General features: G+C 50.1%; 16 protein-coding genes and 2 pseudogenes. 11 read left to right on the top strand and 7 right to left on the bottom strand.

The window, feature by feature from the left end; genetic code table 11:
* Window positions 1–200: 200 nt before the first annotated feature.
* Window positions 201–1,298 carry an Mrp/NBP35 family ATP-binding protein gene (locus CIL02_RS08450; RefSeq protein WP_094400856.1) on the top strand — a complete coding sequence of 366 codons (1,098 nt, stop codon included), beginning with the start codon at window positions 201–203 and terminating at the stop codon, window positions 1,296–1,298.
* 512 nt (window positions 1,299–1,810) lie between these two features.
* Here the strand turns inward: CIL02_RS08450 and CIL02_RS08445 are convergent.
* From CIL02_RS08445 to CIL02_RS08425, 5 genes are all read right to left on the bottom strand, one after another.
* Complete coding sequence (locus CIL02_RS08445) at window positions 1,811–3,061, bottom strand: ABC transporter permease (RefSeq protein ID WP_094400887.1); 1,251 nt, start codon at window positions 3,059–3,061, stop codon at window positions 1,811–1,813.
* A gap of 38 nt (window positions 3,062–3,099) precedes the next feature.
* Window positions 3,100–4,263 carry an ABC transporter permease gene (locus tag CIL02_RS08440; protein ID WP_094400854.1) on the bottom strand — a complete coding sequence of 388 codons (1,164 nt, stop codon included), beginning with the start codon at window positions 4,261–4,263 and terminating at the stop codon, window positions 3,100–3,102.
* Window positions 4,264–4,268: 5 nt separating this feature from the next.
* Entirely contained in the window at window positions 4,269–5,255 is a 987-nt protein-coding gene (locus tag CIL02_RS08435) for an HlyD family secretion protein (RefSeq protein ID WP_094400852.1), read from the bottom strand.
* A gap of 40 nt (window positions 5,256–5,295) precedes the next feature.
* On the bottom strand, window positions 5,296–6,768 hold the full coding sequence (locus CIL02_RS08430; RefSeq protein WP_094400850.1) for a TolC family protein: 1,473 nt from the start codon (window positions 6,766–6,768) through the stop codon (window positions 5,296–5,298).
* 141 nt (window positions 6,769–6,909) lie between these two features.
* Window positions 6,910–7,782: a hypothetical protein gene (locus CIL02_RS08425; RefSeq protein ID WP_094400848.1), complete on the bottom strand. Its 873-nt coding sequence runs from the start codon at window positions 7,780–7,782 to the stop codon at window positions 6,910–6,912.
* Between the two features lie 203 nt (window positions 7,783–7,985).
* Between CIL02_RS08425 and CIL02_RS08420 the strand changes: the two genes are divergently transcribed.
* The 4 genes from CIL02_RS08420 to CIL02_RS08405 all read left to right on the top strand — a co-directional run bounded on the left by CIL02_RS08420 (window position 7,986) and on the right by CIL02_RS08405 (window position 11,966).
* Complete coding sequence (locus tag CIL02_RS08420; protein WP_094400846.1) at window positions 7,986–8,210, top strand: DUF4492 domain-containing protein; 225 nt, start codon at window positions 7,986–7,988, stop codon at window positions 8,208–8,210.
* Window positions 8,211–8,261: 51 nt separating this feature from the next.
* On the top strand, window positions 8,262–9,833 hold the full coding sequence (locus CIL02_RS08415) for a cytochrome ubiquinol oxidase subunit I (RefSeq protein ID WP_094400844.1): 1,572 nt from the start codon (window positions 8,262–8,264) through the stop codon (window positions 9,831–9,833).
* A 42-nt stretch (window positions 9,834–9,875) separates the two neighbouring features.
* The gene (cydB, locus tag CIL02_RS08410) at window positions 9,876–11,018 is read left to right on the top strand and encodes a cytochrome d ubiquinol oxidase subunit II (RefSeq protein WP_094400842.1); all 1,143 of its coding nucleotides are present in this window, start codon (window positions 9,876–9,878) and stop codon (window positions 11,016–11,018) included.
* A 264-nt stretch (window positions 11,019–11,282) separates the two neighbouring features.
* Complete coding sequence (locus tag CIL02_RS08405) at window positions 11,283–11,966, top strand: peptidylprolyl isomerase (RefSeq protein WP_094400840.1); 684 nt, start codon at window positions 11,283–11,285, stop codon at window positions 11,964–11,966.
* 378 nt (window positions 11,967–12,344) lie between these two features.
* Here the strand turns inward: CIL02_RS08405 and CIL02_RS08400 are convergent.
* Window positions 12,345–12,524, bottom strand: a pseudogene (locus CIL02_RS08400) (IS1380 family transposase); the annotation flags it as partial.
* Between the two features lie 295 nt (window positions 12,525–12,819).
* Between CIL02_RS08400 and CIL02_RS08395 the strand changes: the two are divergent.
* Window positions 12,820–13,335 carry a hypothetical protein gene (locus tag CIL02_RS08395; protein ID WP_141210175.1) on the top strand — a complete coding sequence of 172 codons (516 nt, stop codon included), beginning with the start codon at window positions 12,820–12,822 and terminating at the stop codon, window positions 13,333–13,335.
* A 174-nt stretch (window positions 13,336–13,509) separates the two neighbouring features.
* Here CIL02_RS08395 and CIL02_RS08390 read toward each other — a convergent pair whose 3' ends face one another.
* Window positions 13,510–14,673: an IS4 family transposase gene (locus CIL02_RS08390; RefSeq protein WP_094400838.1), complete on the bottom strand. Its 1,164-nt coding sequence runs from the start codon at window positions 14,671–14,673 to the stop codon at window positions 13,510–13,512.
* Window positions 14,674–14,909: 236 nt separating this feature from the next.
* Here CIL02_RS08390 and CIL02_RS16955 point away from each other — a divergent pair.
* The 5 genes and pseudogenes from CIL02_RS16955 to CIL02_RS08370 form a co-directional block, all read left to right on the top strand.
* Window positions 14,910–15,092, top strand: a pseudogene (locus tag CIL02_RS16955) (zinc-ribbon domain-containing protein); the annotation flags it as partial.
* Between the two features lie 348 nt (window positions 15,093–15,440).
* Window positions 15,441–17,681 (top strand): zinc ribbon domain-containing protein, encoded by a 2,241-nt coding sequence (locus CIL02_RS08385; protein ID WP_240513597.1) that lies wholly within the window; start codon window positions 15,441–15,443, stop codon window positions 17,679–17,681.
* Between the two features lie 12 nt (window positions 17,682–17,693).
* Window positions 17,694–19,529, top strand: a complete 1,836-nt coding sequence (locus CIL02_RS08380; RefSeq protein WP_094400834.1) for a zinc ribbon domain-containing protein — start codon at window positions 17,694–17,696, stop codon at window positions 19,527–19,529.
* Window positions 19,530–19,552: 23 nt separating this feature from the next.
* Window positions 19,553–20,866: a zinc ribbon domain-containing protein gene (locus tag CIL02_RS08375; protein ID WP_094400832.1), complete on the top strand. Its 1,314-nt coding sequence runs from the start codon at window positions 19,553–19,555 to the stop codon at window positions 20,864–20,866.
* 95 nt (window positions 20,867–20,961) lie between these two features.
* Window positions 20,962–22,122 carry an SPFH domain-containing protein gene (locus CIL02_RS08370; RefSeq protein WP_170935050.1) on the top strand — a complete coding sequence of 387 codons (1,161 nt, stop codon included), beginning with the start codon at window positions 20,962–20,964 and terminating at the stop codon, window positions 22,120–22,122.
* The last annotated feature ends 30 nt before the right edge of the window (window positions 22,123–22,152 follow it).

Below are 22,152 nucleotides of genomic sequence, written 5' to 3'. Positions count from 1 at the left end.
TTAGTTTTATGGTTTTTGGTTTCTTTTTGCAAATGTACGGTTTTTTATCCATATTGCCTTGTGTTTTCCCTCCAAAAGCTTGTAAACTGGTACATATTTTCTTTTTTCACCCCAGTTTGCCGTCATGTCCGAAAAAAGTTGTAATTTTGCAAAACATAAAAAAGCTAACAGGAAACACCAATAATGTAAACCCTATAATCATGACATTATATCCAAAACTAATTACAGACGCCCTGGCTACCGTGATGTATCCTGGTACGAAGAAGAACCTCATTGAGAGCGAGATGCTCGCCGACCAACCGTCCATTGATGGTATGAAGGTAAGGATAGTTCTTGTCTTCCCGCGTGAGACAGACCCTTTCCTGAAGTCTACCCTCAAGGCCGCGGAGGCTGCCATACACTATCATGTGGGCAAGGATGTGGAGGTGGAGATTACCACAGAGTTCCGCTCAAAGCCACGTCCAGAGGTAGGCAAGCTGCTGCCACAGGTGAAAAACATAGTTGCCGTGAGCTCCGGAAAAGGTGGAGTAGGGAAGAGTACTGTTTCGGCTAACCTTGCCGTGGCACTGGCAAAGTTAGGCTATAGGGTAGGTCTGCTTGACACCGATATCTTTGGTCCATCGGTACCAAAGATGTTTGGAGTGGAGAGTGAGCGACCATGCGCTGTGGAGAAAGACGGCCGACAGCTCATTGAGCCAATAGAGAAATATGGTGTGAAGCTGCTCTCCATAGGCTTCTTCGTAAACCCCGATACTGCAACGCTGTGGCGTGGAGGTATGGCTACGAGTGCTCTGAAGCAGCTTATTGCAGATGCTGACTGGGGAGAGCTGGACTATTTCATCCTCGACACACCGCCCGGAACATCAGATATTCATCTCACCCTGCTGCAGACGCTGGCCATTACGGGAGCCATTATTGTAAGTACTCCTCAGCAGGTCGCACTTGCCGACGCACGCAAGGGCATCGACATGTACCGCAACGAAAAGGTGAACGTGCCATTGCTCGGCCTCGTGGAGAACATGGCGTGGTTCACGCCTGCGGAGTTGCCAGAGAATAAATACTACATCTTCGGAAAGGACGGTTGCAAGAACCTTGCCAAGGATATGGGACTGCCTTTGCTGGCGCAGTTGCCCGTAGTGCAGAGCGTGTGCGAGAATGGCGATGCCGGAAAACCATCGGCGGCTGACAGCGATACCGTCATGGGACAGGCCTTCCTGAGTCTGGCGCAAAGTGTGGTGACGGTGGTGAACAAGCGCAACCGGGAAATGCCTAAAACAAAAATAGTTGGCACACACTAAAAATATATATAATAGGTGGGGTGTACAGTTTGATGTACAAAAATTGAATATCCTAATTCTGAAGTTCATATAGGTGATGGTCGCGCTGTAAGCGCAAAAGCACATAGCCCAGGGTAAAGCGTAGCGACACCCTGGGTGTAGTGGGTTGTTGTCCCTGCGCGCTGTAAGCGCAAAAGCGTTATCTGTCCTGCCATTATCTACGCTTTTGCCCTTAGCAGGGCGACCATCAATTCCATGAAATAACCCAGGGTGCCGCTTCGCTCTACCCTGGGCTATGCGCTTCTGCGCTTACAGCGCGTGCTGGACACAGTATTTTCTGCGAGCAAGTAGTCTGAGTAAATCAGGAACAACATAGGTTTCATTTTGGGTACAACAAACTGGACACCCTACTTAGTTCTTTTTCTCATTTCTCAATCGCGCGATTTCTGTTTGGTTTGAATTCGCCTGCAAAGATAAGCTATGCCCTAAGGGACGAGTCAAGACTATATGGAGAGTTTAAAATTACTTTAACATTATGCCTCCGTTCCTGTGCATTCCTCTGCCTCATGCCGTCTTGTCATTCTCAGTTGATGACGGTATACTGCGCAAGCCGCAAGGAAATAGGCTACGGTCTGAATCCACAGAGCTATATATTCCGTGCGGATGTCCTGAAGTGTGGCACCCATGGTGTTGAGCCTGATGAAGCCTCTTATGCCGAATGTAGACGGGAATAATCCCGCCACGGCCTGCCATGCGCCAGGCATTGCGCTCTGGGGCCACGACATGCCCGAAAGGAACAGCAGGGGCACTGTGGTAAACACTACTATAAGGAGAATGTTCTCGCGGTAGCGGACAATGCATGATATGGTCATGCCAAAGAATATCGTGGCCAGAAGGAATGGGGTCATCAGAGCCAGCAGGGGCCCTACGCTAAGCAGCTGCAGGAACCCGAACATGCTTGGCACGGCAAGTATGACGTAAGCACCTACGGCAAGATAGATCATGAAATAGCACCAAGCCTTGCCCATGACAATGCGGAAGGTGCCGTTGTAGTGGCGGCTAACTGGCACGAGGTCCTCATATCGGTTTTGCTCCCTTGCTGTTCCTGCACCAAGTCCGATGCCAAGCAGTAGCGTCTGGTGAAGAATCAGTATGAGTACTCCCGGGAGTATGAAGTCGGCATATCCTCCCGTGGGATTGAATAGAGCCACCTCTTCGAAGTCGAGTGGCCTGGTCGTTATCTCGTCCTGCCGTGCCGTGGTGTTGCCCGACTGTGATATCTGTATTCCAGCATTCATGTCTCCAGCAACAGCCGTTGCCGTCTGCAAGATGGCCTTGTAGTTGAGCATGATGCTCATGTCGCAATACAGGGCTACTGCTGTCTGTTTGCCACGTGCGATGTCTGTGGCGAATGACGATGGTATGCGGATGATGCCAAAAGCTTCCTGTCTGCCAACAGCCTTACGGGCCTCAGCCATGTCTGTGCAACGGGCCACCACGGCAACATCAGGCGAGGCATCGAAGAGACGCGTGAACTCCCGGCTACGGCTGCTGTTGCTGTCGTCGACAACAACGACGGGCACCTCCCTGACAAGTTGTTCCTGATATATCCATGAGTAGAGTATGGGATAGGCTAATGGTACGAGGATAAAGAATATGAGCATACCCTCGTCACGAAACGTCTGCCTGAGCTCCTGCACACAGATGTGGAAAACGTCATGCAGACCCTCGCTGATGATACTTGCGAGGCTATGGTGATGTGGCGTATGGCTATTGTTTGTCATAATATGAAATCTTTTTGATTGGTAGTTCGCCCATTGGTTTATGGCATATATACCCATTCCCTTGTCGCTTTTCCGATGCGGTGCAGCATTACGATGGGGCTAATGGCAAACAGTAACAGGAACATGAAGTCTGGCCAAACGTCGGCAGGATTGCTGCCCCCGAAGACACACGACTGGTATATAGCGAAATAGTGCCGCATAGGGAACAGGTAGGTCAAGGCCTCCACAGCAGGAGGCATGGCCGATATGGGGAAGGTTGCTCCCATGACGGAGAAGCTGAGGGCGGCCCACAGGCTACAGATGCTCATAGACATGCGAAGGGATGGAGCTACACCAAAGGCGAATGTGCCAAACCCCTGTGCTGCCAATACGGCGAGAATGCCCAATATCAGTGTCACCACTGGTCCGCCGGCGTTGGGAAAGCCGAGGCTACCATATATATATATAAGGTATGAGCACATGACGGTTGCGAATACGGCAAACTGCGGCAACAACTTACCCGCTAAGGCTATGCCGATGTTGTCGCCCGCCATGGCAAGCCACTCGCGCGAGCGTCCGAACTTCTGCTCTGTGCCTATGGAGTATGCCGTTATGAGGAATATGAACAGCATCAGGCAGGCTGGAATCAACGATGTGCTCAGATAGACATTATAGTCGGTGGTGGGATTGCCGATGGGATGTAAGTCTATGATGATGGGCTGCAGGAAAGTGGCTATCTCGCTGTCGGTCTTGCCCATGGCAGACAGAGTGGCCGAGCCTACTGCCGCCGAGCCAAGCGTAGCAATAGTCTTAAGGTCTTTGAACAGCAGCGAGCCCGACGTTATGCAGGCATTGCTGTAATAGAAGGATATTTTTGGCTGACGGGAAGACAACAGCTCGTCGATAGTATGTGCCGGAAAATAAATAAAAGCGTAGATTTCGTTGCGCTGCATGGCCTTTCGGGCTTCAGTCACTGAATTATAATGGGCTGTAACGGCTGTAGACTGGAAGGAGTCGAGCTTGCGCGTCAGGGTGCGTGTTGTTGATGTGTTGTCGGCATCTACCACGCCCACAGGCATCGACTTAGGTTGTCCAGCTCCCATCATGGTGGTGAAGAACACTACGACGAAGCCTGGCAGCAGCACCATGCAGAACATGTATATGGGGTTACCAATTAGTAACCCCACCTCACGCCGGGATATGTGCAGGATGCGTCTTAGCATAGCTGCTATTTTCTTATTATAAGCGACATGCCGGGGCGCAGTCCCTCGAATGGCTCGAGTGGCCTTGCCTTAACCTCGAAGGTCTTCAGGTCGTATTGCCCTGTTGCCTTGGTGGCCTTCCATACGGCAAAGGCTCCCTGGTCCTTGATGTGGAATACTTTCATGCGTATCTCCTTGTTGAATGCAGGAGAGTATGCTGTTAGAATGTCGCCAACCTTCAGGCCGCCCAACTGGTCTTCCCTGACATTGAAGGTTCCCCACATGTCATTCATAAGAGATATGCTCATGATGGGGGCTCCGGTTCCTACCAGCTCGCCCACTTTGGGATAGATATCTGAAACTTCGCCATCAGCTGTGGCTACCTGCACGGTTTCCCTGAGCAGCGAGCTGACTACGTCTACGGCACTTCTGGCAGCAAGTGCCTGTTGTGCCGCAGCCTTTTTCTCCTCACGCCGCGCACCGTTCCTCGCCATGTCGTACTGGCTCTTGGCAGCGTGCATCTGGGCCTCGGTAGCCTTGTATGCAGCCAGTGCCTCGTCACGTTTCTGTGCGCTCATCACCCCCTCGTTGAAGAGGTTCTGTATGCGGGTGTAGCTCTTTTCTGCAATGTCGCAGGCCGCCGATGCCTGCTGCCATAGCTGGTATGCTGCCTGTATCTGTTCCTTGCGGGCTCCTGCCTCTGCCATGTCGCTGACAGCCTGCGCAGCTCCCTGCGTAGCCTCGGCAGCACGCTTCTGAGCCTCTGCCTCAGGAACCTCAAGTATGGCAAGTGTGTCGCCAGCATGGACATAATCGCCCTCTACGACTCTAATCTCAAGAATACGTCCCGGAAGCTTGCTCGATACCCGATATTCGCTTACCTCAATCTCGCCTTGTATCACATTGTCCTCCTTGCCCAACGTAAGGAAGCCTATAAGGGCGACGATAATAACCACCGCCGTAAAAACAAGTACGGCAAGCAGTATGTTGTTATGTTGTGTTTTCTCTGACATGATTTGTTGTTGTTTTAAATAACCTGATTTTTGTTGTGGGCTAATAGTTCAGCTCGCAGCATAGTGTGCCGAGCGACTTCTGTAAGTTTGTGCGAGAGAGACGGACGTCTATCTCTGCGTCGATTTTCCTTGAGCGGGCCTCGAGCCATGCCGTCTGTGCCGCCATGACATCGGTAGTGCTCATTACACCTTCCTTGAAGCCGATGTTGGCGCATCGAAGGTTCTCCTCTGCGCTCTCAGTGTTCTTGGTCGCCATGACCAGCCTTTTGTCGGCCTCCGTAGTCTTGAATATGTTTTGGTTTACCTGTAGCTCTATTTTTTCCTCGGTGTCCTCCAGCTCCATCTGTGCTATGCTGCTTGCAGCCTTGGTGGCATTCATCTTGTAGCGTCCCTCAAACCATGACCATACAGGAACCTGCACCATCACTCCGGCATGGAACATACCGGAGAAGCGACGCTCAAAACCATTGAACAGGCAGGGATTGGATATCATATATCCGCCCATTGCCACCACCTTGGGGAGATAGGCAGCTCTAATCAACTTCGTGTTTTCCTTGCTGATGTCAATGGCATTCTGAAGCATTCGCAGTTCGGGACGGTTGTCCATGGCTATTTGCATGTCGGCAGAGACCACGGCAGGTGGATATGGTAGTACTTCGGCATCCTCGTCGGCAAGGCTTATGCCCTTGCTGATGTCAAGTCCGCAGAGCTGGCAGAGCAGCATACGGGCAAGGGTCAGGCCGTCATCAACCTTTGTCTTTGCCATCTCGGCCTCGTTGACCTTTACTGCCACTCGCAGGCCTTCGGCCCTAGTGGCTACACCCTGTGCAATCATCTTCTCCACGTTGGCGTGCAGCTTGCTTACTAATGCAAGATAGCTCTCGGCAAGTTTCTGCTTTTGTCTTAGCGATACTACAGTCCAGTATGCCTGGTCGGTGTCGTAGATGGTCTGCTGCCTGTGCGAGTCTATGTTGTTGGCTGCAAGCTCCTCGCTGAGTCTGGCAATGTTGTTGGCTGCTGTGATGGCTCCTCCGGTATAGATGGGCTGTGTTATAAGTATGTCGGCAGCCATGACATGTCGGGTATCTGTGTCGAAGGCATCGCGGATGTGCTGTCCAACCTTGTTCAGGCCGTCAGTCATGGATGTGCCGGCTTTGCCAAGAATATCCCCGAATACCTGTGCCTGGCTGGGGGTGATAACTCCGTTTTGCGTAAGCTCGCCGATGATGGCCTTAGCGCTACTGCCAAACTGCGTGCCGACGCTGGTACCCATGTTGCTGAGGGCGGTCTTGTCGGCATTGTTCAGTATGGATATCTCGCGCGAAGTAAACTGGTATGTGCCAGTAGCCGCAACCTTGGGAAGGTATTTTGTCCTGGCTGCCTTTCTCGTCTGCGAGGCCATCTGCCTGCTGAGTTTCGATATGTTCAGCTGCTTGTTGTTTCTCAAGGCGAGCGAACGGCAACTGTCAAGGGTAAGAACCCTTTGCGCCAGCGCTCCTGCGCCGCCGCACATTAGACAGAGCAGGACGATGAGAAACCGGCTGCCTGCAGCCAAGGGATATTTTCCGGCATGCGTTTCGTGGTTGCTGTTTTGCTCAATTCTCATATATAAAAATCATAGATAAATGTTGACTGTTACCTGGAGGGGCTCCGCCTATTTAAGGCTGAAGTTCTTACTTCCAATCATATTGCCGTCAGCGAAGATACTTACCTTATATGTGCCTTCGACCATGGACTGCGTTATGTTCCAGTAGAGTGTCATTGGAGTCTCGTTGCCCGTGTACTCAATAGTTTTCTTCATAGAGCACTCAAGGTTACGGTTCTCGTAGCTGAATGTTCCGCCGCCACCGAGAACAGCTCCCGTAGGCGATGTGATGCGCACATAGACTGTCTTCATGCCACTTGGTGCGGTAACGTTTTTGGCTATGGAGAAGCTTACTTGCAGAGCCTTGGCTTTCTTCAGCTTCTCGGTGGTCTTCGACTTCTTGTCCTTTAGAGTGAGGTTGATGCCTATGGCATCGAGCTGTGCTGCTATGGCAACTTTCTCGGAGAGTGATGCCTTCTCGGTGTTCAGACCCTCTATCTGCCTCGTTGCCTCCTCGTATTGTCCTCTCATGCGGTTGTTCTCGTCCTTGAGGTTCTGGTTAAGGCGGTTCAGCGAGTCTATCTCCAGCACGTAACTGCGTAGCACGGCCCTCACGGTGGCCAACTCTTTCTTCAGCCTCGAGATTTCCCTTGCGTCGTTGCTCTTGGTGCGGCGAAGCTCCTCAAGCAGCTGTTGTGTCCTCTCCTGCTCGGCCGTTAGCTGTGCTACGATGGAGTCGTTGTTTATCTGGGTCTTCATCTCGCTATATTGTCTGGCGAACTGCTGGTACTCGTTCTCCATTTCCTTCTTGTCCATCTCGGCCAGTTCCTGCATGGCTCTGTTTTCCTCTTTCTGCTTGTTGAGGCTTACGGCAAGGTAGGCGATGCCTGCTACGAGCAGCAGGCCCACGATGATGATTGGTATCAATACTTTCTTATTCATAAATATTCTTTGGTTCTAATGGTTCAATAATAACGTTGCAAAATTATACTTTTTATCTTAAATGACAAAGATTTTTCTCCTATCAAGTCTTTAATATATTAAAATTTTGCATTTTTGAGGAAAAATCGAACAAAATTAAATTATATTTTGTATATTTACACCCTGTTTAAGAAACTCACCTTATAAGTATAAAGATACGCAGCATGACGCAGTCAAACTTTTTATGTCGTGTGGCCCGTTTCTATATTGACGGATTTAGAAACATGACTGTTGGCAGGACGCTTTGGGCAGTGATAATTGTCAAGGTGATCATTATCTTTGCTGTGCTCAAGCTGTTCTTCTTTCAAGACTTTATCGGCCAGAACGCCAGCAAGGGACAGGAGGCCGACTTCGTGTCGGCGGAGCTTGAGGAGAGGACTGCCGAATGAACAGGAGCTGAGGTGGAAAGACTGAACGTAACATCTTAAAATAATAACAACATGACTTCAAACCTATTGTTAGACATCAGCACCGGCACGATTGACTGGTCGAGGGCGCAGTTCGCTCTCACAGCCATCTATCACTGGCTTTTCGTGCCGCTGACTTTGGGACTGGCCCTCATCATGGGCATTGTAGAGACATGCTACTACCGTACGCGCAAGCTGTTCTGGAAGGATGCTGCGCGTTTCTGGCAGCGACTCTTCGGAATAAACTTTGCCATGGGTGTGGCAACGGGTATCATCCTTGAGTTCGAGTTCGGTACCAACTGGAGCAACTACTCGTGGTTCGTGGGCGACATCTTCGGCGCACCGCTCGCCATCGAGGGTATCGTAGCCTTCTTCATGGAGTCTACCTTTGTGGCCGTGATGTTCTTCGGGTGGAGCAAGGTCTCGGCCGGCTTCCATCTTGCATCGACATGGCTCACGGGACTGGGTGCTACCATTTCCGCATGGTGGATTTTGGTTGCCAACGCATGGATGCAATATCCTGTGGGATGTGAGTTCAATCCCGATACCATGCGCAATGAGATGGTGTCGTTTGCCGAGGTGGCTCTATCGCCATTCGCCATCGACAAGTTCTGCCATACCGTTACCTCGGCATGGATTGTGGGAGCGGTGTTCACGGTGGCCGTCAGCTGCTGGTATCTATACAAGGGACGCGAGCGCAAGCTGGCTGTTGAGAGTATCAAGATTGGAGCGTCAGTAGGTCTTGTTGCCTCGTTGCTCGCTGCCTTCACCGGTGACAACTCAGCCTATAAGGTGTCACAGGTGCAGCCAATGAAGCTCGCTGCCATGGAGGCTTTGTACAAGGGAGGTACCGACCAGTCGCTTACTGCTGTGGCATGGGTGTCGCCATTCTCACAGCCCGACTATATGAACGAGCAGGAACCGCCATTCCGGCTTGGCATTCCTTATGGACTGTCTATGCTCGCAACAAGGGATATCCACGGATATGTACCGGGAATACAGGACTTGATAAACGGATATACTCGTCCCGACGGCACCAAGGAACTGTCGGTGGAGGAGAAAATGAAGCGCGGACGCATGGCTGTCTATGCCCTGATGTCATACCGCAATGCCAAGAAGGCCAATTCTGAGGAGGCGGCTCAGAAACATCTGAAGACCCTCAGGGAGAACATGCCCTACTTCGGCTACGGATATGTAAAGTCAGCAAGCCAGGTGGTACCCTCTGTGCCTCTGTGCTTCTGGTCGTTCCGTGTTATGGTGGGACTGGGATGCCTGTTCATCCTGTTCTTCCTGCTGGCCTTGCATCTTGTGTGCAGGTGTGACATTACGAAGTACAAGTGGTTCCATCTGCTGGCCATAGCCCTCGTGCCACTCGCATACATCGCCAGTGAGAGCGGATGGATAGTGGCCGAGATGGGAAGACAGCCATGGACCATTCAGGATATGCTGCCCACATGGGCTGCTGTCTCTGACATCAGCTCCGGAAGCGTGATGCTTACCTTCTTCCTCTTCCTCGCATTGTTCACTACCATGCTCGCCGTAGAGATTTCTATCATGCTCAAGCAGATAAGGAAAGGCATGTGGAGCGAGGAGCAAAACGCCTAATAAGACAATAATTGTTGAACCAATCTTTAAATATCCAACGATATGACATATTCATTCTTGCAAAACTACTGGTGGTTCCTCGTCTCTCTGCTCGGAGCCTTGCTGGTGTTCCTGATGTTCGTACAGGGTGCCAACGCCATGCTATTCAGTCTTGGAAGGAACGATGCCGAGCGGAGGCTGCTCGTAAACAGCACTGGCCGCAAGTGGGAGCTGACATTCACCACACTCGTTACTTTCGGCGGAGCTTTCTTCGCCTCATTCCCTCTGTTCTATAGTACCAGTTTCGGAGGTGCCTACTGGCTCTGGATGATTATCCTCTTCACGTTCGTGCTGCAGGCCGTAAGCTATGAGTTCCAGAACAAGATGGGCAACTTTCTCGGTCCTAAGACCTTTCAGGCAATGCTCGTCATCAACGGCCTTGTGGCACCGCTGCTCCTTGGCGGAGCCGTAGCAACGTTCTTCAATGGCTCCAATTTCATTGTCGACAAGATGAACCTAACGGTATTCTCACAGCCCGTCATCAGCCATTGGGCAAATGCCTCGTGCGGACTCGATGCCTTGCTCGACCCTTGGAACCTCGTGCTTGGCCTTGCTGTGATGTTCCTTGCGCAGGTACTGGGCATACTGTATGTGATGAACAATGTCAACGACGAGAATATCCGCAGTCGTGGTTCTGTACGCCTTGTTGGTTGTGCGGCTCCGTTCGTCCTGCTTCTTGTGGCATTCCTCATCCGCACGCTTCTCAAGGATGGCTTTGCATACAATCCCGAGACAGGAGAAATTTTCATGGAGCCAAACAAGTATTGGCACAACTTTGTCGACATGTGGTACTTGCTCGTGATGCTGCTCGTGGGCGTAGTGCTCACTCTCTATGGTATCGTGCGCACCATAGTGAGCAAGACATATATACAAGGTATATGGCCTTCGGGAATTGGTGTGGTGCTGGTTGTCTTGTCGCTGCTCCTGTGTGTGGGATGGAACAATACTGCCTACTATCCCTCTACAGCCGACCTGCAAAGCTCGCTCACCATAGCCAACAGTTGTAGCAGCGAGTTCACGCTGCGGACAATGGCTATAGTGTCGCTGCTCATACCGTTTGTCCTTGCCTACATCGTTTACGCATGGAGAGCCATTGACAGACGGAAGATTGACCATGAGGAGATTACGAAAGGCGAAAGCTATTGATGTCGTTTAACTTGTCAACATATACTCAACTTTCGCAAGTAAAGGAAGGCAAGAAAGAAGTTATGATGGGGAGTTATGATGGGGAGTTATGATGGGGAGTTATGATGGGGAGTTATGATAAGCCAATACCCTTTCAGGGGTGAAACATTTGGCTCCTTTTAACTTCCTAAGCGACCAAAGGGAGCGATAACTTCCTATAACTCCTTTTAACTTCCTTAAGTTGAGTACATGCGAAACTTAAATTATATATATAAACAAACACAAATGAGAAAATTGTTGTTCGCATTCCTTGCCATGATGATGTCTGCCGCAGGACTCGCCCAGCAGGATACCATCAGGCACGAGGTGCTCTTTGAGACCGACAAGGGAAACATCAGGGTGGTGCTGTTCAATGAGACACCACTGCACAGGGATAACTTCCTGAAACTTGTCAACGAGGGATTTTATGATGGAATACTGTTCCATCGTGTCATTGCCGACTTCATGATACAGGCCGGAGACTCTACAACAAGGCATGCCAAGCCGGGAGACTCTGTGGGAGAGCATCAGCCGGATTACACCATTCCTGCGGAAATCATATATCCGAAATTCTTCCACAAAAGGGGAGCCTTGGCTGCCGCACGCGAACCGGACTCTGATAATCCCGAGAGGGCATCATCATCGTCGCACTTCTACATTGTCTATGGCACTACGTTCAGCGAGTTGTCGCTAAACCGCATGCAGGAACGCATCGATGAGGCTACGCAGGGTAAGGTGAAAATGACGGAGGATATTCGTGACTACTACCGTAAGTATGGAGGTACCCCACATCTCGACGGACAGTATACCGTCTTTGGAGAGGTTGTCGAGGGAATGAAGGTGGTGCGAGATATAAACTATGTGCGCACCGACGATTACGACCGCCCCATCGACGATGTGCATATTATCAAGGCCACGGTGGTGAAGTGATTTCCTTCTACAACGCTCTCAAAGGTTAAGGGTTAATTTCTTGGGGAACTATAGTGACCCTTATGGTGACTAGTTCCTCCCTTTTATCTTATCCAGAATAGGACTGACGATTTCCGTGCCAGTTTTGCCCATCTCAGACGCAAAGCTTTGCATCCGCCCTCGCAAAGCTTTGCATCTGCCCACGCAAAGCTTTGCATTCGACCTTGCAAAGCTTTGCATCCGCTCCTGCAAACGTTTGCGATGAAAAGGTGCCTTTATTTATAGGATGTACACTACATCCTTCACGCATGAGCCTCCACAGAAGTACACGCTCATCAGCGAACGGTTTCGTTAAGCCAGATGCGCAATGATGAGCTTGCTCTGGCATTGTCATGGCGAGAAACGGTCGGATAAAATCCAACGGACAATCTCGATGTATTGATAGCCGATGATACTGCGGCATCTCTGACCAAGTGTCCGGTCGATAATAGGTGAAAGCTTGGAGTCAAATTGCTCCATGATTGAAAAAATTCCTCCAAAAGGTGTGAGTTTTTCGGATTTTATTTGTACCTTTGCCATGTCTTGTTACGATTTACGCTTGTTTTGAATTGCAACACTAAGATAAGTGAAAAATCTGACATGGCAAAATCCTGAACTGCTCCGTTGAGGAAACGAGAGAATGAGAAAATGAGAAAATGAGCAGACTCGAACGAAGGTCATAATGAGAAAGATACTGCAAAGCATAGAGGAACAAGCGGGGCGCAAGATGCAAACCCCGAAGGACTTCCAGTGGCTGTCGGACGAAATATTCCGCCGGCTCCACCATACCCTGTCGCCCAGCACGCTGAAACGCCTCTGGGGCTACTTTCCCTCGGTGCGCCAGCCCCACCCCTACACCATCGACCTTCTCACCCGCTACGCCGAAAGCCTGAGCCAATGTATGCTCGCCAAGGGCGACGAGTTCCAGTCCGTAGGCGAATACCTCAGCCTCTTTGGCATCTGCGACAAACAGGAAACGCCCGACATCTACTGGAGCCAGCCCCTGCCCAACCACCTGGGCATCATCATCTGGAGTCCCGAATATCAACACCCCGAATGGCACAACCAGGGCGACACGTCGCACCTCATGCCCACCATCACTGAATGGTGGACACCCACGGACGCCGACGCCACCTTGGCCGACATCCGCAACCACGACAACTACCTGCGCTCCGTCTCGTTCAACGAACTGCGCATCACCTTCATGAAGAACATCACCAGCGAGGGCTACACCTTCCTTGGCATCTACAAGCTGGCGCCATCCTCCACGCCACAGCGCCTCGTATGGCAGCGCATAGCCGAGCGGCTCGACTTGCGCCATCTCGACCAACTCGACCTTCTGCGCCAATAGCCGCCCCGCCCCCTCCCCAACAGCGAAATGGTCCAAATCCGTGGCCGAAATGATTCAATTTCGGCTCTTATTGTTTTGTGGGTTATACTTATCTTTGCACGCAAATATGACTCACATTATTCATTTAATTAATAATAGTATGAAAACACTAGTGTCCACTAAAAATGGACGAGTCTAAAAATTAAATAAATTAGGTTCACTTGAACCGCTTCGGTCTTTGTCATTTTTGAATATAGTTTTGTCGAAGAGATCTCTCAGATGCGTTGTGTCAGTAAGTGACATGCTGAGGATTTGCAGTACCTCATAAGTGCTTCTATCCAGTCGCATATCATGCTGCACAATGGCAACGATGCAGTAGGCACAGATGGCGGAGTAAATCTGTATCCTGACAGCGTTCTCTGTAGTGCCCCAGAACTTCTTGATTTTGAGGTGCTGCTTGAGCCACTTGAAGAACAACTCTATCTGCCACCGATTCTTGTAGAGGTCGGCAACCTGCAGAGCAGTCAGTTCCATTGCGTTGGTCAGGAACATGAACTCGCGACCTTGGTCCTCATCAAAGAATCGTACAAGTCTAAGATGCGCTGGATATCCTTTCTGGCTGCCATAGATGGTCAGCTCTATCTCCGCATCAGTCAGTATTCCCTTGGGCAGTCTGCGTCTCCACTTGATGCACTTGTACTGCAAATTGGTCTTAGCCCTGACAACAAAGAACGACTCCGCACGATGTATGCGATAGAGTTCCTTGAAGTTGTTGTAGCCACGGTCGAAGATGTAGTAAGCACCTGTCTCAATGGGAATCTCCTTCATCACCTTGGAGTCATGCACTGATGCCGTAGTGATATGGAAGAAGGCAGGTATCTGAGTTTCCAAGTCATACAGTGTATGTACCTTGATGCCGCCCTTATGCTTGCGGAACTTAGCCCACCAAAACACATTCAGGCATAGTGAAATGGTCGTGGAATCGAAAGCATAGACGTTACCGTCAAGTTTGAAGATGTCCGTTGCCCGCTTTCGCCTGGCCTCACTGACAAGGTAATATGCATACTCCTCAAAGATGCGATAGTCACGGTTGGTATTGGCCTTGCCCAGATTACTTCTGGTCACATGTTTGCCAAGTCCGAGGTGATAGCACTTCTGGTGATGTGCCTCTATGGCGATAATCAAGTCTCGCATGCTCTCACGATTGCTCAACTGTCCGAACATCAACGTAAGGAGTTGGTTCCAACATGTGAAATGCTTCACATATTTGTTGCCAGCATATTTGCGAACGAGATAATTGAAGTGATTCCTATCGAGAAATGCTATCAGTTGAGAGAAAACGTACTTGTTTTGATACATATGCTAACCATTTTGGCTGCAAAGATACAAAAATCAAGTCCGTTGACTCAAAAACCTCTGTAACTAACTATATTTCAATTATTTCAAAGAACGCTTGGCGATTTTTAGTGGACAGCAATGATCACGTCAGTTGAGAAAGACTGGCGACATTGAGAAGAGCTATTATGCTTTGACTCGCAAGTGTGTCAAGAAGGCTCACACTTTTTTGTTCTCATAATAATTAAAAACAAAACTATATGTCAAAGTGTCTTAAATGTGGTAGTGAATTGAAGGAAGGGCAAAAGTTCTGTATGAAATGCGGAACGCCCGTGAGTACAATTCCTCAGCAGCCAGCAGCTAAACAGATGACAGCTGCTGTCTGTTCCAAGTGTGGCAACCCCTTGAAACCGGGGCAAAAGTTCTGCATGAAGTGCGGAACGCCCGTAGCTTCTGCTCCCAAACAAACACCGTCAAATGATAAAGGCTGGTTTACCGACGGTGTACGTGCCGTAGCTAACGCAGTTACAGGTGGTGCGCTGAATCGCGATATTGCACGCGAGCAGCAACAAGCGGTTCGCCAACAGGAACGGGCGGACCAAGGTATAATCGAAGAAGCACAACAGGGATTGCAAGCAGCAGAGCGTGCCCAATTGAATGCTGAACGCGAGGCTGAACAGGCTCGCAATCGTCGTAACCAAGAGGCGATTGACGGCGTCGACGTTGTTCGTGGTCGTGCCATTTGGAGTATCCAACCCGGGCAGATAGCACGTAAAATCAGCGAACGTGAATTGGAAGAAATAGAAAAGCTGAAAGGTATTATCGTTCAGGAAGGCTGTCAAGCTATTATCTTTGCTAATGGCGAATTGGTAGCCACGCTCTCTGCCGGAGCCTATCAGTTCTTTAAGTCTGTTGAAGAAGAAAAGGCTGCAATTAAAGCTGCAATAGAGAAGGCAGAGAAAGAACTTGACGAGAAAGAGCGAAAAGCCCGTGAACAGCGGCGCCAGCAAGAACCCACTTTCCGTGAATTAGGAATTGTTGGAGAAATCGGCCGTGCCGGACGTTGGATAAGCCGTCTCATCTTCGGTGAAAAGAAAGATGAGAAGAAGGAAAACATTGAAAGACGCAAAATCGACTATGCCCGAATCCTCAGTCGGGTTACCCAAGCCCCCATCCTTTCCGTTTATATCGTGAGCGAACGTCATATCACGATGACCTTTGCTGGTTCCAAGGAAGCTGACGGACATCTTGCTTTCACCCCCTATACGATTCCCACGAAGATTGTGGATGTGAACATAGGTGTTTCCCTACAACTCCGCATTAATGACATCCATCAGTTTGCCACCAACTATCTGGCCGATAAGAATGTTGCAACGACAATGCAGTTCGAGCAGATGCTTTCTCCTTTAATTGAAAACACCCTCCGGCAGATGTTGCGCAATCTGGATTATGAAGCCTCAGGTCTGCCAGAACCTGTCTTGAACAACCTGAAGATTCGCATCCAGCAGACAATCAACGAACAACTCTTTGGCATCCAATGTGAGCGGGTGCTGCAGATTACAGACAGCAGTGCCGATTTTGAGCGTTTTCGTGCCGTAGAACGCGAACTCTATTGCAGCGAGCAGGAACTCGGTTTCCTGCAGCGTACTGGCGAGTTCCGCAACCGCCTTGCACTTGAGACCAACAGACAGACCATCGACAAGGCTACTAGCGAAGAGGAACTACGATACGCTTTGCAACAGCTTAACCGTGACAAACTGCTCCACGACGATGAGATGGAGCAATTCGTCTTGCTGCTTAACGCCCAGAAGCACCTGCGTGAAGCAAAGAGCCAGGAAGAAGAATATGAGGCACTCATCGATATCAAGAAGAACCGTCTTGTTAAAGATGACGAAATAGCTGCTCTCGAAGATGCTCTCGCACACAACAAGATAGAACGCGACTCTGTGACTGAGATTATGCGTATCCAGCATCAGCAGAGCGTGGATGACGCCCGTCTGCATGCCCAGTGGGCACTTGATGACCAGAAACAAGACCATGACTGGGAACGTGAAGACCTTCAGCGCCGCCGCAACTGGGGCATTGAAGACGAGGAGCGCGAACGCGAGTGGATGCACGAGGAGCAAGAGTACAATCGCCAATGGGGACGTACACAGCAAGAAGATGAATATGCTTGGCAGAAACGCATCCGTGAGACCGATTTTGAATGGCAAAGCCAAGAACGTCAGCGGGAGGCAGATTGGCAACAGCGTCAGCGTGAGCATGAATTAAGTCGCCAAGATAAATTCGACGATGTGGATGTGCTCGGTCGCAAAGCCGATATCGCCATGCGTAATATGCAGGCCATGAAGGAGGCGGAATTACGTGAATTACAGGAACAAAATCGCTCACGTGAAGCCATCGAGATAAACCGTGACAACGTGGAGGCTAACATGACAGCGGAGCAACTTATGGCGAAACGTGCGGCCGAACTCTCCGGTGAGGGGCAGGTGGCCTTCGCACAGGCGCTTGGCTCCGGCAAGGAGAATGAACTCTTGCAGAAACAACAACAGGAGCAGAAGGAACTCTATCAGCAAATGCTACAAATGCAGCAACAGCAAGGTGGTCAGAGCCAGGAGATGATGTTGAAGATGGCCCAGATGATGCAGCAGGGTATGGTGGGTATTGGCCAGCAGCAGCAAGCCTTCCAGCAGCAGCGCTTCGACGACCAACGTCAACGTGCAGACGAGTATCGTCAGGATGCCCATCGTCAGCAGGACCGCATGGACCACACTCTCGACCAGTCGCTCAACTATACTACTCGTGCCCATCAGACTGATTCGCAAAGTTTCGCACAGGCCATGGGCGGTGCCCCTCAGGGCTTCCAACAGATGCCCCCACAGCAGGGTTATCAGCAGCCTGTTCAGCAACAGTACCAACAGCCTCAGGCACCTGTTGAGCCTGCTGCTCCGCAATTACGCTATTGTCCCGCCTGTGGGGCTGTTGTTCCTGAAGGCGAAGCTTTCTGTGGTGAATGTGGTAACAAGATGTAATTAACATGTATCATGAACATCGACGAATATCTGAACAATCTGCAGAACGACCTCGACAATCAGCTGTCGCAATTTGGATTCGGTCGTTCTCAAACCTCTGGTCAACAGAATGAAGATTATTTTTGTGGTTTCAAGTTCTGCCCGGAATGTGGAACAAAAGTAGATGCCGGTGCTAATTTTTGTCCTAACTGTGGCACCCGTCTTGATTCGTTAGAAGAGGAACCAGAACAGATAGAGAGGAATTCTTTCTGTGAAAACTCTTATGATGAACAGGTAGGCGTTATCTTTACCGACACCCAAAGACTTGGCGAAAAATACAGCTGTTCACAGGATGAGGTGAAGGCTGTCATCGAGTCCTTCCGCGAGCAGTCAAGGGAGCATGGCATGGAGTGGTATCTCCTTGATGCCTCAGAGTATGTAGAAGATAGGGACGATCCATTCTGGCTTGACTATAATGAGGCCATTTCGGATTTCATGCAGGAATACGAGCTACCTCATGGTGAGAAGGTCCCCGTATTTATCATTGGAGGCCATGATGTCATTCCCATTCCTATGGTGGAAGATGTCTTTGGCAGTAGCGATAATGGCCGCATACCGTGCGACATGTGTTATTGCTTCGGTGGTAACTTCTTCAGCGACCTGTGGGATGGTGGTGACCGTAGAATTACGGATGACTATGTACGCAACAACGTATCGCGTTTGCCTTTGGAAGATGGCGAGATGGAATCGTCTCTTGCCGACGACCTGGGAGACTATTTCGAACGTTGTACCAAATACTACGATGAGGGTCTCAGTGTCGATGCGGTCATGATGGAAGCTAATGCCTCTTGGCTTCCTGCCAGCAAGACGATGTCGGAGCACTTGCCACTTGTCTCCCACGCCGATGATCCGGATATGGTGCAGGATGGCATGTATGTCAGTCCGCCTGTCAGTGTGGAGGATGAAGACAGCATGGAGCCCGTTATCAACACCCTGGACGAATGCGGCATGCTGCTCTTCAATCTTCATGGAGCAGGAAGCGAAGGCATGTCAGGATTCTATAACGATGGTGGTGAGGCTTTCAGCACCGAGATGCTTGCGAACACAGAAGCACAAGTACTCAATACCGTGGCTTGCTACGGAGCCCGCTATCATGGTTTTGAACGTTGCGATTCTATGATGCTTTCCGCTTTATATGATAACGGATTCCTCCTTTATGCAGGTTCGCTCATTCCTGTACCTATGACTGAGTTAGATGTCCCCGATGGCGTCGAGGTACATGAGGGCTCTGGCTCTGAGCACTTAATGCCCATCTATTGTATGGAGCAGTTCCGTGGCTTGCCTGTCGGCGAGGCCATGATGCGTGCCAAGCTCGAATACTTCAACACCTTCCGTTTCATGGAGCGCGACGACTTCTCCATGGCAACTATGATGATGTTCTCGCTCTATGGCAACCCCATGCTGCGGCTGCAGCCAAAGGAGGAGGTGCTGCAGAGGGCTGCAGAATGTCATGTCCTTCCCGTTCTGCCACAAAACAAGCGCGTAGCTCCCATCCAGAAGAAGCGCATGCAGCGCGTGCTCGTCAAGGATGGCCTTAAAGGGCAGTCGCTGCTCGAAGAGGTTCAGGGATTGGTCGATGCTAATCTGTCTGCCATTCATGCTCAGGTACAGCAGCATCTCTACGATGTTCTTGGGCTGGAGCCCCGCTGGCTCGACCATGTCGATTCGTTCGAACTTTCTGACAGCAAAGGTTTCAGCCAGAAAGGCTACTGTTACACGTATGTGGACAGAAGCAAGCCCTTTTTACAGAAGTCCATGGTGGAGGTGACAACAAAGGGAGCGATTACCAGAGTTTTCAGAACAAAATAGTGACACCTTATTACACATAAAATATGTATTGTCCTAACTGTAAACAAGAATACGACGGCAAGTTCTGTCCAGAATGCGGAACGAAGCTGTTTGAGAAGCCATCTGCAAGTGGTGTAAGCCTGAATCTCGGTGATGCCAATGCCATCAGCGGAGGGCTGCATGTAAGTGATTCGCATGATGTGCACAACATTCAGAATACCAGCAATACCACTATTGACAACAGAAGTTCTGTTGACAATAGCCACACGGTTAATAATAGCACTGTCTATGAAGCCCAGAAGACGAAGGCGGAGATACAGCAGGAAAACGAGAACCTGTTCCTTAAGGCAGTGCAGGAGCGCTTGTCCGACGGGGTGCTTGAACAACGGGAACTGGCCGAACTGAACGTTATGGCCGCACAACTTAATATTACGCCCCAACGAGTAATGCAGATGATAGATCTGGTACGCCGTAGCACTATTGCCATGAAAGGCGGACAGGGAACGGAGTTCCTGGCACAGCAATTGCTTGAGGAGGTATTCAATGCCGTAAACTCCAATCAGGTGGATATCATACAGCGCCGACTGCCTCAGTTGGAACAGATGGCACGCACCACTCCTGATGCCAACATACAGTTCTACTTCCACATGTTGCAGGCTTCACTGAAACCAGAGTCGGCAGCTATCGCCTTTCTCAATGCGCGTACTGACAACTACTGGCAGTTGTTCTGGGTACATATAGCCTATGTGAAGTTGGGGCAGGACAACAATGCCACCGTATTGCTACCACGCATGGGCGGTTTCGGTGCGCCTCAGGGCGACTTAGCCTTACTCATGGCTATCGATAATCTGGCGGAATATCGACGAGACGGACAAAAAGAATACAATCTTATTCAAATGCAGGAAAAACTCATGCAAGCACATGAACTGGGACTGAGCGAGCCGCTCAGTGCTCTGTGGTATGCTGTGAAGGAAGCCATGCTCGACGAGCAGAATCCAGAAGAGTGGTTCCGTTTCTATGTGGAACAGACGTTGAAGGAACTTTGTCCTGTCAAGGCCCCTGCTATGCCCAAGATGCCCCCGCAAATGCCCAATATGGAGGTTCCGCCAGTGCCTAAGTTCAATGCTCAGAACGTTAACCTGGCACAGATGCAGGGATTCAATCCATTGCAAGCTGCACAGCAGATGGGGCTGGGTATGGCTGGAGGAATAGATAATATTGGCACTGGTATTCAGACAAAGCCCGACGAAATGGTGCCACCGCCATTTCCAACCAACAATGTTTCTGCTCCGCCACCTGTAAATGTATCACCCGAAAATACAGGGTGTCAAGAGCAAAATCAGACAATTCAAGAATAATTGTTCAATCGTTTGAAACTAAATAGTAAAAATAATTTCAAAACTATAAATAAAAAATAATTATGGGATTTTTTGGATTTAAGTCTTCTAAAGAAGTGGAAGAAGAAAAACAGAGAGCAGCCGAACAGGCTAAGCGTGAAGTGATTCAGCAGAACTACACCAATCTGAGTAACCTCTCAAAGGGTAGCCAAGTGAATTTTGCCATTCCATTCTTCGACGTATTTGACCCACGTCTGCAAGACTATGGTGTGCCCGTTTCTGTTCATGGAACCATAGTCTATTCTATTGAGGATATGGATCTTTTCCATAGTGTAAACAAGAATGAGGCTTTCAGCGATGAGACCTTCCAACAGAAATTGCGTGGCACTGTGACGAAATTTGTGAAAGGCGTGGTAACCAATGCTCCAACCGATGCTCAGATTCCTGTTGTCCAACTGGAACGCAAGATTTTGGAAATCAGCAATCTCATTCAGCAGTATGTAAAGCCGCAGGTAGAACAGCTCTTTGGAATAACTGTTCGCCAGCTTGACATCACTCGCATGAATATAGACAAGGAAAGTCGTGGCTATCGTGAGCTGAAGGCTCTGACTGCCGATTTGGAGAGGGAGCGCGTTATGGCTCAACATAATGCTCAGATTTCTAACTTCAACCTACAGAACGATCTCAATCAGGAGCAGTTGAAGATGCAATCTACGCTTAACCTCGACACCATGAAGCGTCAGCAGGAGATGCAGTTGGGCGGTCAGGAACAGATACAGGACATGAATTTAGAGAATCAGCGCGAAACCATGCGTATTCAGCGCGAGGAGATGCAGCGTGCCAGCCGCCTGCAGACTGAGCAGACGTTCTTGGGAGCCCATCAGGCCAATTTGAGTGCCGGCGTGCTCAACAATGCTACCGACAACGGCATCAACGCCTTCCGCCAGCAAACGCAGATGGGTGCTTCCATGGGATTGGGAGCAGCCCCGCAGATGCCGGGAATGGGCGGCGCTCCACAGATGCCGGGTATGCAGATGAAGCAGGCTACGCCACAGGTAAGCTATATGGTCGGTGTCAACGGGCAGCAGGCAGGTCCTTTCGACTGGAACCAGCTGCAGCAGCTTGTCAGCCAGGGACAACTCACCCAGCAGACCTATGTCTGGAAACAGGGTATGCCCAACTGGGCATTTGCCGGACAAGTGCAGGAACTGCAGCCACTCTTTATGAACGCTGCACCACCACAGATGCCGGGTATGCCGCCCATGCCGGGAGTGTAACATCATAGAATCAAAAGTAATAATAATATA

It is taken from the genome of Prevotella sp. P3-122 (assembly GCF_002251365.1).
In the GTDB taxonomy this organism is placed as follows: Bacteria; Bacteroidota; Bacteroidia; order Bacteroidales; family Bacteroidaceae; genus Prevotella.
This window is presented reverse-complemented; position numbering and strand designations above follow the sequence as displayed.